Annotated in this window: 12 protein-coding genes; 3 read left to right on the top strand and 9 right to left on the bottom strand. The window is 34.4% G+C overall.

Going from position 1 to position 11,066, the window contains the following annotated elements; translation table 11 throughout:
* Positions 1 to 225: 225 nt before the first annotated feature.
* Both ACTYA4_RS06610 and ACTYA4_RS06605 read right to left on the bottom strand, forming a co-directional pair.
* Entirely contained in the window at positions 226 to 1,158 is a 933-nt protein-coding gene (locus ACTYA4_RS06610; protein WP_443480512.1) for a DMT family transporter, read from the bottom strand.
* Positions 1,159 to 1,232: 74 nt separating this feature from the next.
* Positions 1,233 to 1,553, bottom strand: coding sequence for an ArsR/SmtB family transcription factor (locus ACTYA4_RS06605; protein WP_443480511.1), 321 nt, complete (start codon positions 1,551 to 1,553; stop codon positions 1,233 to 1,235).
* Between the two features lie 415 nt (positions 1,554 to 1,968).
* On the opposite strand from ACTYA4_RS06605, the gene ACTYA4_RS06600 reads away from it, so the two are divergent.
* Complete coding sequence (locus ACTYA4_RS06600; RefSeq protein WP_443480510.1) at positions 1,969 to 2,724, top strand: glycosyltransferase family 2 protein; 756 nt, start codon at positions 1,969 to 1,971, stop codon at positions 2,722 to 2,724.
* Positions 2,725 to 2,900: 176 nt separating this feature from the next.
* On the opposite strand, the gene ACTYA4_RS06595 is transcribed toward ACTYA4_RS06600, so the two are convergent.
* The gene (locus ACTYA4_RS06595) at positions 2,901 to 3,419 is read right to left on the bottom strand and encodes a YfiT family bacillithiol transferase (RefSeq protein ID WP_443480509.1); all 519 of its coding nucleotides are present in this window, start codon (positions 3,417 to 3,419) and stop codon (positions 2,901 to 2,903) included.
* A 227-nt stretch (positions 3,420 to 3,646) separates the two neighbouring features.
* Between ACTYA4_RS06595 and ACTYA4_RS06590 the strand changes: the two genes are divergently transcribed.
* A complete protein-coding gene (locus tag ACTYA4_RS06590; RefSeq protein WP_443480508.1) occupies positions 3,647 to 4,915 on the top strand; it encodes an MFS transporter in 1,269 nt (422 codons plus the stop codon).
* 667 nt (positions 4,916 to 5,582) lie between these two features.
* Here the strand turns inward: ACTYA4_RS06590 and ACTYA4_RS06585 are convergent.
* On the bottom strand, positions 5,583 to 6,098 hold the full coding sequence (locus tag ACTYA4_RS06585) for a hypothetical protein (RefSeq protein ID WP_443480507.1): 516 nt from the start codon (positions 6,096 to 6,098) through the stop codon (positions 5,583 to 5,585).
* Between the two features lie 203 nt (positions 6,099 to 6,301).
* Complete coding sequence (locus tag ACTYA4_RS06580) at positions 6,302 to 6,754, bottom strand: MarR family winged helix-turn-helix transcriptional regulator (protein ID WP_443480506.1); 453 nt, start codon at positions 6,752 to 6,754, stop codon at positions 6,302 to 6,304.
* 116 nt (positions 6,755 to 6,870) lie between these two features.
* On the opposite strand from ACTYA4_RS06580, the gene ACTYA4_RS06575 reads away from it, so the two are divergent.
* Positions 6,871 to 7,311 carry a GNAT family N-acetyltransferase gene (locus ACTYA4_RS06575; protein WP_443480505.1) on the top strand — a complete coding sequence of 147 codons (441 nt, stop codon included), beginning with the start codon at positions 6,871 to 6,873 and terminating at the stop codon, positions 7,309 to 7,311.
* A 294-nt stretch (positions 7,312 to 7,605) separates the two neighbouring features.
* Here ACTYA4_RS06575 and ACTYA4_RS06570 read toward each other — a convergent pair whose 3' ends face one another.
* The 4 genes from ACTYA4_RS06570 to ACTYA4_RS06555 all read right to left on the bottom strand — a co-directional run bounded on the left by ACTYA4_RS06570 (position 7,606) and on the right by ACTYA4_RS06555 (position 10,975).
* Positions 7,606 to 8,304 carry an ABC transporter permease gene (locus ACTYA4_RS06570; protein WP_443480504.1) on the bottom strand — a complete coding sequence of 233 codons (699 nt, stop codon included), beginning with the start codon at positions 8,302 to 8,304 and terminating at the stop codon, positions 7,606 to 7,608.
* A 32-nt stretch (positions 8,305 to 8,336) separates the two neighbouring features.
* Entirely contained in the window at positions 8,337 to 9,260 is a 924-nt protein-coding gene (locus ACTYA4_RS06565; protein ID WP_443480503.1) for an ABC transporter ATP-binding protein, read from the bottom strand.
* Positions 9,261 to 9,341: 81 nt separating this feature from the next.
* Positions 9,342 to 10,280, bottom strand: coding sequence for a sensor histidine kinase (locus ACTYA4_RS06560; RefSeq protein ID WP_443480502.1), 939 nt, complete (start codon positions 10,278 to 10,280; stop codon positions 9,342 to 9,344).
* On the bottom strand, positions 10,277 to 10,975 hold the full coding sequence (locus tag ACTYA4_RS06555; RefSeq protein ID WP_443480501.1) for a response regulator transcription factor: 699 nt from the start codon (positions 10,973 to 10,975) through the stop codon (positions 10,277 to 10,279). The genes ACTYA4_RS06560 and ACTYA4_RS06555 overlap by 4 nt, the downstream gene beginning before the upstream one ends.
* Positions 10,976 to 11,066 lie beyond the last annotated feature (91 nt).

Below are 11,066 nucleotides of genomic sequence, written 5' to 3'. Positions count from 1 at the left end.
AAGCAATATTTTATGGACGCATTATTAAATCAACATTTAAAGTAGGAGATCCCATTTCATATGTTGAACCTGGAATCGAAGGAAGATGAAACGGTTCATATTTATGGGAGGTGCTTAGATTTTTTATAACTTAAAGAGAGCACTTTGGTTGCTAGCGCGACCAATGAGCTGCTCTCTTTTTTTTAATTCTCTTCCTTTCCTCGATGTTTTCTTTTTCGAAGTTATTCATTTTTCATTTACCTGTGCAAGTGATGCTTTACGATCACTAGTTTTGGTAGTAGCAACATAGACACCTATCAGCACCATTACCATCCCCACGATTTGTATCAAAGTAATGGAACTACCATATGCAATAACTGCAAGTAATGTAGCTACAATAGGAGTTAAATTTAAATACATGCTTGCTTTACTGCCTCCTAATAATTCTACACCTTTGTTAAAAATAACATAACCGATCAATGTTCCACATACAACCATGTAGGCCATTTCAATCCAGCTCTGCATCGACATATTTGATACTTTATCCCAGCCACCTTCAAATACAGTACTGACCGCCAGAAAAATGGATCCTGATAACATCATAATGGTATTTGATAACATTGCCGGTGCTCCTTGAACAATAGATTTACCTGTTAGTCCGTAAATAACTCCACATAAAAGAGCTGCAACAAAAAGCAAGTCTCCTAAGTTAAATGAGAGAGAGAATAAAGCGGAAAGTGAACCCTTAATAATGACAATAATGACCCCTATCAGTGATAAAGCTAAACCCATACCAGATTTATTGCTCCAATTTTCTTTGCAAAACAAGACAGAACCTAACATGGTGAATACAGGCATAGCAGCTATAATTAATGCACCGTTTGTTGCAGAAGTATATTTCAATGCCGTAAAAAAGAGAGCATTGTAGCCGAAAACCCCAATGAGGCCAATAAATAATAAACCTTTCCAGCGTTTTCTGATCTCTTTCCAATGCCATTCTTTCTGAAATGTCACGATTATCACTAGTATAATCCCTGTTATACCAAAACGAAGTGTTGCAGCAATAAGCGATGGAATTTCCGTGATAACATGCTTTGCCGTTGCAAACGCCCCTCCCCAAAACAAAGGAACAAGCAGCATTAAAAAATAAATACTCTTCGATTGATTCTTATTCTCCATTTTTTCATCCTTCCAATTTTTTAAATAATGTTCATATGTTTAAAAGTTTAAACCTTGATTTTAAAAAGAACAAATCAATAGCTTTGTTCAATTGTTTGAATCAGTTCTTTGATTTGTTTTAGAAACTCTTTAGAACTCAATGAATAAAATTTTTCATTTCCATTCCTGTTAAAAGCAATCAAACTTGCTTGCCTCAATATTTTCAAATGATGAGAAACTGCTGGCCTTGAAAGCTTCATTCTCTCCGTTATTTGATTAACATTCAGACTATCTTGCTCAAGTAAAAGCATAATAATTTGTTGACGATTAACATCTCCTAAAGCTTGGAATATAGGAGTTGTTAATTTAAATTTTTCTAAAACTCGTTCTTTGTTATTACATTCATAGTTTTCCATACTCTTCATCCTTATATGTTTAAACTTTTAAACATACTTATTATGTGATAATAGTAATTATTTGTCAAATTCATTCAGGAAACATGTCGACCATTACTGCATCTTCTAAATAAAGTTTGATCAAAATTGTTCAACCAGCCCCCACCCTTTAACTGGATGAAAGTGGTAAAATAGTTAGTGAGAGGAGTGATTTTATAAGTTGGATAAATTGATAAAATTGATATGATTGGATTTCACCGACGAATTTGTTCGCTAATTTATTTTTCGGAATGATTTTTACTCGAAGTGTTGCATCTAGAATATGGTTCAGCACCAAAGAGAAAAAATTGTCTTCATTATCTGATCCTTTAACCTCAATTATTATTTTAAATGACATTGGTTTTTATTGAACAAAGCATTAAGGGAGAGAAATTGTATGAATGAAAGGTACCACTTTTTAGAAGATAAGATGAAAGAAAATATTAAGTTTTCCATTATTATACCTGCCCATAATGAAGAAAAGTACATTGAAAGATGCCTAAACTCGATTGCCGCAGCGTCAAAATCATATAAAAATCAGGTTGAAGTCATTGTTGTGTTAAATCGTTGTACGGATAGAACAGAGGAAATCGCAAAATCATACAATTGTATCACTTTAAAGAATACTGACAAAAACCTAATTAGAAATACTGGTGCTGAGTTAGCAAGAGGTGACATAATCGTTACGATAGATGCAGATAATTTAATGACAGAGAATATGTTGTCCGATGTTGAAAAGTACTTAACAACGGAGAAATACATAGGCGGTGGGGTTACCGGGAAATTTGAAAGAATGTCCATAGGTATAATAGTGTCTGTTCTATTACTAATAGTCCCATTACTCTTTAAGTATGGAGCGATATCTGTAGGGATCTTTTGGTGCTACAAAAAAGATTTTCAGTCAATCAAAGGATTTAATGAAAAGATGCTGATGGCGGAAGATGCTGACTTTGCAAAACGTTTAAAAGAGTGGGGAAAGAAAAACGGAAAAAAATACGGTACAATTAAAAACGGAATGATCACTTCATGCAGAAGGTTTGATAAATATGGAGACTGGGCTTTACTTAAACGTCCGCAAATGATATTAGCCTACCTTAAAGGAACGGACAAGAAATATGCGGATGAAGCATATTATGAAAATCAACAGAGATAACTACAGCCATTTGATTGGAAAATTATTAAAGTATACCCTGTACACGTTGTACAACTCCCATGAAAAATAAAAAGAATCCATTTTGGATAAAAGTTGATCAAATGGATTCTTATCTTTTTAATGAAATGAATTTTTTCATCATATAACGGATCTGTTCCTAGAATAACTTTTATAATTTACCAGCCCTTACTATTTAGTAACGAAGTAATATGTGCAAGATGATGGCGGCCATGCCAAGCGTAAATACCTATATTTTTACCTACAGAAACTTCGCCTGAATCAGGATGTATAAATGTCTTTTCCAAATCAGCAGGACTTAAACTTCGTAAAAGCTCGACCCAACGAATGTGCAGTGCTTCAAGCAACGATAGTGAAATAGGAACTGACAATTTATAATCAGGAAGCTCTGCCCATTTTCCTTCTTCATAAGTCTTGATTGTAGGATTTTCTTCCGTAAGTGCCAATTTAAAACGAACGTAGGCATTCATATGACTATCCGCAAGATGATGCACTACTTGACGAACCGTCCATCCGCCTGAACGATATGGTGTATCAAGCTGTTCATCATTCAAATCTTTGACAGCACCTCTTACTAAACTAGGCAACTCTTCAATCTCCTTTATCCAGCCCTCTATCAAACTCTCCGTAATCTCACCATTAAACTGAAATTCTCCAATCGGATATCTCTCATCCATCTACTATTCCTCCTTTATTTGGCAGTTTCCCCTAAAATTTATTTTAAAATATACTTAGATTTTAAGATACTTTTTATAGGACAAATCTAACACAAAATCTATATTTTTTAGAAAATTCCTCCTTGCCTTATAGTGCACTCTAATCGATATACTCTTACTATAAACATAATCCTCAAGACTAGAAATAAATATAAAAAAGCTTATTTCGATAAAGAGGAGTGAAAGAAGTGAATAAGTTGGAAGTCTGGAAAAAGAATATGTATGTTTTGAGCGTTGCACAATTTTTAGTCATGTCTGCATTTAGCATAATCATACCGTTTATCCCAATCTATCTTAAAAATGATTTAGGTGTTCATAATCAAACAGATATTCAGCTTTGGACAGGAATGATTTTTGGTGCTACTTTTTTATCGGCTTTTCTATTTCAGCCGATATGGGGAAAAATTGCAGATAGAACGAGTAGAAAAACCATTCTTATTCGTTCTGCCTTTGGCATGGCGCTTGCAACGGTCTTTATGACTTTTAGTTCTTCCGCTTGGCATTTATTAATTCTCCGATTTATTTTAGGGATATTTGGTGGATTTATTCCTGCTTCATCTCCATTTATTACTATGAATACGCCAAAAGAAAAAATCGGCTATGCACTGGGCGGTGCTCAGTCTGGTGCATACGCAGGCAATATTTTTGGACCTTTAATAGGTGGAATTTTAGGAGAGTGGATAGGATTTTATAAGATTCTTTACGTATCTAGCTCCATGCTGCTTATTGCAGGAGCTCTTATCTTCTTTTTTTTAACAGAACTTAATAAGCCTGAACCAACTAACTTGAAAGATGAAATGACCAAACAAAAACGATTAAACTTTCTTTTGGAATTACAAGAAATCATTAAAAAACCTCTAATTGGACCTTTATTTATCGTCGGATTTCTGATTCAATTCTCCACGATGAGCACTTCTCCATTTTTAGCCTCGTATGTGGAAAGCATGTGGAGTAAAGAGGCTTTTTTGACAACGATGGTGGGGTTATCTGTTTCTATCTCAGGGTTTTCTATTATGATATTTTCCCCTATTTTAGGAAAAAAAGCAGATCAAGTTGGACCGGAAATGATTCTTCTAATTTGCTTGTTAGGAAATTTTATTTGCTATGTTTCTCAAGCATTGTTTTCTTCTATCTGGCTTTTTCTTTTCGCTAGATTTTTGATGGGTATATTCGTAGGCGGCCTGCTTCCTTCCGTGATCAGTTTAATACGAATCCATGCACCTCAAAAAATGGAAAGCTTAACATTTGGTTATTATCACAGTGCTCTTTTCTTAGGAAACCTGATTGGTCCTTTATTAGGAGGCTATTTAAGCGGCATTATTCACATTAAAGGCGTTATTTTATTGGCTGGTCTACTATTTTTAATTAACAGCTTCACCTTAAAATTTTACTTATTTAGGCAAGAATCTTATGCTTCTTTGTTGATGAAAATAAAAAAGAGTGAGGGGAAAATGTAGGCTTATTTGAATAGTAAAAATGGATTTGTTCCTGTTGAAAGAGGGCATGTTTTCATTAATCAAAACATGCTCTTAAATGAAATTCTATTTGTTTTTTTATGTTAGCTTTCAAGAACAAAGGATAAAAAACTATAAGTCAATCATTATAACTAACGGGACAATCCTTTAGATACTTTCCTTTTTTTCTTTCCATACAGATAGGTCACACCAAACCCGACCAGTATCAGTAAAGTCACGAGGAATCCACCCTCTAGTCCAAAAGTTCCACCAGTTAAAAGATCGTTCCCGCCTGAAGTCCGGCGGGTTTATGCTCTCGCCCAGCGAGGTTCACCCTTCTTCCGGCAATGGCAACGCCAGCACTAGTACATCCTTTACGACGGAACTGGATAAAAAGACTAAACCGCTTTAATTATTCCGTTTATAATTTCCTAAAATAATAAAAAACCGACTGATGATAGAACGAGTCTATCTTCAGTCGGCTTATTCATAGAAGGTGTTATCTTAAAGATTGGTACTCGACCACCATTGCTATAATTGGTGACAGATAAAGAGTAACTATGTAATGGGTAATGGATTATTGGTTGTTCCTTTGCCATTTTCAATATACACTTTTGTACTATGGGGGTTTCCTTCTATGCCTTGAATAAGACTCTCACCTATTCAAGGATTAAAAATATTTATCTGCATCAAAATCTAATTCTATTTGATAGTTTTTACTATTTATTAAATTGGATAAACGGTTTGCTTGACGCTCACATTCCATGCTTTTCATTCGATAATCTTCTGGTTCGAATGTAGCGAGTTTCATTAACACTACATTTTCGCCAATAGAATACAAATGCTCTTCCTTTTCTGCAGCAGCATATTGTTTAAATTTTTTAGCTTTGGCTCTTAATTGTGTAGCTAGCTCAATAGCCTCAACTATACTGATATTTTTATTGCCAAAGTTAATTTCATGATCAATATTAGCTCGATACATGAGAGAATCTAATAAGCAATAATCAGCTCGAACCTCTTCTATTTCTTTTTCTACATCTGTCATCGTTCTTTTTTGATTAGGGATTTTCTTTCCAGCCTCTATTTGGACGAACGCAACACGATCCATTTCTTCTTCTAGCTCGTGAATTCGTTTAGACAACACACTTTTAAGTTTTACTGCTTCTGCTTGTGTTATTTTATTCATGTAGAACCCCCGGTTTCTTATATTTATATGTTCTCTTAAACTTTTATCCTAGTATTTTCGGACGACAATCCTATGAATATTTATTATTATGTTGATTTTATGTAAATAATTAATAAAGAGCCTTATCTCTAAATACTATAATTTATACCAATTAATTTCAAATGATAAGATGACACAATGAGTAATGCCACTCTTCAGCAATCTCAATACTCCCTCTTATTCCCTTTTTTCACAAACTCCCAATCTACCTCAATACTCTTCCTAACCCTTTTTAGAAGGTTATAGATTGTGTCTATTTCTTCTTGTGAAAATCCAGATAGGGCAACTTTATTAGAATGTTCACCTTCTCTGTTTAAAAATGGATAAATTTCCTTTCCCTTTTCGGTTGGGTATAAGCATTTAATTTTTTTATTATCTGAGTCATTTCTTTTTTCAATTAGTCCTTGTTCTTCAAGCTTTTTAATGGCACGAGAAGCTGTCGTACGGTCAACCTTTATCATTTCTGCTAATTTATCTGGGATAATTCCATGATTTTCGCATATCCGAACAAGATATAAATATTGACCTTTTGAAAGTCCCATTTCTTTAAATTCTATGTTGCTTATAGATTCCAAGCATCTAGCAATCATCCCAATTTCACGAAGAATTTCCTTCATTATTATAACTCCTCATTTGTTTTTTGTTGCATTTACAACAATATTAAATATATACTATGTATGATGTTTTAAGTATGACTCGTTTATTTAAATAAATCCAGAGAGGTATGAGGATATTGGAAGCAAAAAGAATAACAAATGAAACTGAATTAAAAAAGGCTTTTTATATTAGAGAAGAAGTTTTTGTTAAAGAACAAGGTGTTCCATTACAAGATGAATTCGACCAATATGATGAAATGAATGCTCCATCTGAACATGTTTTAGTATATTATCAAAATCAGCCAGTCGGCACTGGGCGAATAAGATTTGTTAATGGAGAAGGCAAATTAGAAAGAATCTGTATCCTGCAGCCATTTCGCAGCTTGGGGATTGGAAAAGTCATTATTAACACGTTAGAGGAAATCGCCCGCCAAGAAGGTGTTTCACAAGTTAAGCTGCATGGTCAAACACATGCAGAAGGGTTTTATCACAAATTAGGCTATCAAACTTCATTAGATGAATTTATGGAAGATGGCATTCCACATTACCTTATGTTAAAAGATTTATCTGATAAATAGGATGAAGGACATTTTGGTTGGTTTTCGATCCAATTTTGTCCTTCATAACCCGGATGAAGGACATTTCGTTTGCTTCTTAACCCAATTTTGTCCTTCATAACTCGGATGAAGGACGTTTCATTTGCTTCTTGATTCAATTTTGTCCTTCATAACCCGGATGAAGGACGTTTCGCTTGCTTCTTGACTCAATTTTGTCCTTCATAACCTGGATGAAGGACGTTTCGCTTGCTTCTTGACTCAATTTTGTCCTTCATCATAGCCTAGTTCACGGTCATTATTTTTTTGCTAAATCTTTCAACCTAAATCAATACGGTCGATTTTCCGAATTGCCATCGCAACAATTCCAAGAGCAATTAATGCTAAGCCTAGCGGAATATAAATGATACTGGCTAATGAAAAATTGGGACCTATCGATTGACACGATACACTAACGATTACTAGTGAGGAAATTATTGTTGCTGGTGTAGAATATTTTCTCATCCCGAAATATAACGGTACAAGTGCCGCCCCTGCACTTGCCAGACTAAACATCATTAAGTTTAATATTTCCGAAAAAAAATCGTCTAAAGTTAAACTTATTACAGAAGTTAAATGAAAGAGCTGATTTAATCCAATGAAACCAATAATTACTACTATATTAGAGATTGCCATCGTTATGAATGTCATCCAAAAGATAAGAATCAATTTTGCACTAAGAATTTTTTTTCGATTAATTGGATAGGAAAACGTGACAAGAATCGTTCGATTTTTAAACTCATCAATAATCATTTTTGAAATGAGTACAGCGGCAAATACAATAAAAACGCCCCTAACAAATGCTCCACTTATCGTAAAAAAATCCGTAGAATTTTTGATTATTATCTCGCCTTCGCTCTTTTCAATTACAGGAAACATACATAAAATACCTAGAATGATTATATTAGCAAGTACAGCACCTTTAATAAACCATCCTAATTTATTCTTTTTTTGTTCGAGTCTTATTATATGAAGCAAAGCGATCCCTCCTTGATTAAAATACCCAAACATTAACTCACAGGCTGAGCTAATTCCACTTTTTTAATAAAATACTCTTCAAGTGTTGTCCGTTTTTTATCAATGGACTCGATATTGATATCTTCCAAAATTAATGTCTTAGAAATAGCCGCTTGAGGCACTTCTGTGGCGTAGATTCGAATGACTTGATCATCCATCACCTTAAAGTTATTAATGCCTAATTTATCGTGCAGAACCATGGCTGCTTTTCTCTGATTGCTTGTTACTAGCTCAATATATTCTGTATTTCTTGCCCTAATCGTATCTATTGATGCTTCTTCAATCAGTTTGCCGCTTTTAATGACGCCGATTGTGGCTGCAATCTGCTCAATTTCACCTATAATGTGGCTGGAAATTAAAAGAGTGATTCCGTATTCTTGATTAAGCATTTTAAATAACTTTCTCATCGCCTTAATTCCAGCTGGATCCAGTCCGTTAATCGGTTCATCTAAAATTAAAAGTTCCGGTTTTGTAATGATTGCTCTTGCGACACACAGACGCTGTCTCATCCCTAATGAAAAATTTTTCGGCAGCTTATTTTCTACATTTTCAAGACCAACCATCTCCAAAGCATCGTAAATAGCCTGTTTGTTATGATATCCCATGTAGGCACAATGTAGTTCTAAATTTTCTAACGCCGTCATTTTTTCATAAAAAACGGGATATTCAATCATACTGCCTATTCTCTTTAAATAATCGAATGAATCGTGCTTTAGCGGTTTCCCGAAAATGGTAATATCTCCATATGACGGCTTCATCATATTTGTCAGCATTTTCATAATAGTTGACTTGCCCGCACCATTTGCTCCAAGAAACCCGTATATTTCCCCTTTTTTTATGTTCATATTTACATTGGAAACAACATCTTGCGCTTGAAATGTTTTTGTCAGATTGTTCGTCTGGACAACATAGCTCATGATAATCCTCCTCGTCATTTTAACTGCTTTTATTCTACCTGAAGCCCCTTGCTTTTTTCTGTCTTAATTCTTACAAAAATCTTAAGAAAATAGATAGCGTTTCAATGAAAAAATAAAGGACGTTTTTTCAAATGCTTTTGATTGTACAGAAATGTCTCCTCCCATCTCTTCAATCAGTCTTTTTGTGATGGTCAATCCTAGACCACTGCCTTGGAATGCCTTATTTCTGGATTCTTCAAGTGTAAACATACGTTCAAATACACTTTCCTGCTCCGTTTCATTCATTCCTTTTCCTCTATCAAATATTTCAACATATACGTGCGTTTCATCACAAAATATCTTTAAACCGATCATCTTCCCATCTGCACCATAGCGAATAGCATTTGAAATCAAGTTATTTAATACACGATTTAATGCTTCCTCATTTCCTAGCGCAAAAATGGGCTTATCCGGTATCTCGATGATAACTTCTAGTCCTTTTGTTTGGATCCATTCATAGAATAATAGAATATTATTTTTACAAATCTCAGTTAAATTCACTTTTTCAAGCGGAACATCTTTATCACCGGACTCTAATTTAGCTAAATCAAAAAAAGTATTCATTAATGTAATGAGTTCTAAAGATTTAGTATGTACTTGTTTTAGTAGCCTTGCTCTTTCTTGGTCATTAATAGGAGGTTCGTTTTGAAACATTTCAAGATAACCCGCAATCACGGTAAGTGGTGTTTTAAGATCATGAGATACATTGGCTAACATGCGTTTCATAGAGGTCTCCATTTTTTTAAACTGACGCGAATTTTCTATACTATCATCTATTAGTTGATTTAGATGAACAAGCAGCCCAACTAGTTGTTTATCACCTGATACAACCAAAATCCGTTCCCTTGATTGAGACTTTGTCATGAGCTCAAGTTTATTTGTTATATAAAGGAGATCTTTATCTCTTGCTTTCTTTAATTGGTATTGATAAAGAACACAGATCAAAAGGGCAATCACGACACAGCTTAATACAGCAATCATTTAAACTCTCCCAGTTTGTACCCAATTCCCCATAAGGTTTTAATATAGGCTGGTTTAGATGGGGAATCTTCAATTTTTTCTCTTAGGCGGCTCATGTGAACGTTTATAATATTTTCGTCTCCATAGTAATCATCGCCCCAAACGGAGCGATAAATTTGTTCTTTTGTAAATACCTTCTTCTGATTTTCAAAAAACAAGTGAAGAATCTTCCATTCCTTAGATGTTAAATGGATCTCTACCCCTTTCTTTATGACACGATGATTATCCGTATCCAGTTCAATCTCATGCACTTTAATTATTTTACTTATCTCTGTCTGACTGACTATGTACTGTGTTGATCTTCTGATGGCCGCTTTCACTCTTGCCGCAAGCTCGACCATCGAAAATGGTTTCGTGATATAGTCATCCGCTCCAAAACCAAGTCCTAACGCTTTATCCACATCACTATCTTTTGCTGACATAATAATGACGGGAATGTAGCTCTTAGTTCGCACCATTTGCAGAAAGTCCATCCCATTTAACTTTGGCATCATTAAGTCTAACAAGACCAAATCATAATGCGTATCCTTAAAGGAACTTGCTGCCTCCTCGCCATCAAAGACACATTCAACATGAAAGGATTCATTATTTAAATATCTTTTTACCATATCACTAATAGCTGGATCATCTTCTACAAGTAAAATAGTTTTCTGCATCGAAAAACACCGCCTGTAATACTTTTATATGATCGATTGTCCAATTCAATCAACGAATGATAGTTTCATTTAATACTAGATTAAAATCCAT

The organism is Niallia yueguangensis (assembly GCF_052663115.1).
This window is presented reverse-complemented; position numbering and strand designations above follow the sequence as displayed.

Excerpts from the sequence above, each read along its gene's own strand:
- ACTYA4_RS06610 (WP_443480512.1), bottom strand. The coding sequence starts at position 1,158 with ATGGAGAATAAGAATCAATCGAAGAGTATTTATTTTTTAATGCTGCTT.
- ACTYA4_RS06605 (WP_443480511.1), bottom strand. The coding sequence starts at position 1,553 with ATGGAAAACTATGAATGTAATAACAAAGAACGAGTTTTAGAAAAATTT.
- ACTYA4_RS06600 (WP_443480510.1), top strand. The coding sequence starts at position 1,969 with ATGAATGAAAGGTACCACTTTTTAGAAGATAAGATGAAAGAAAATATT.
- ACTYA4_RS06595 (WP_443480509.1), bottom strand. The coding sequence starts at position 3,419 with ATGGATGAGAGATATCCGATTGGAGAATTTCAGTTTAATGGTGAGATT.
- ACTYA4_RS06585 (WP_443480507.1), bottom strand. The coding sequence starts at position 6,098 with ATGAATAAAATAACACAAGCAGAAGCAGTAAAACTTAAAAGTGTGTTG.
- ACTYA4_RS06580 (WP_443480506.1), bottom strand. The coding sequence starts at position 6,754 with ATGAAGGAAATTCTTCGTGAAATTGGGATGATTGCTAGATGCTTGGAA.
- ACTYA4_RS06565 (WP_443480503.1), bottom strand. The coding sequence starts at position 9,260 with ATGAGCTATGTTGTCCAGACGAACAATCTGACAAAAACATTTCAAGCG.
- ACTYA4_RS06560 (WP_443480502.1), bottom strand. The coding sequence starts at position 10,280 with ATGATTGCTGTATTAAGCTGTGTCGTGATTGCCCTTTTGATCTGTGTT.
- ACTYA4_RS06555 (WP_443480501.1), bottom strand. The coding sequence starts at position 10,975 with ATGCAGAAAACTATTTTACTTGTAGAAGATGATCCAGCTATTAGTGAT.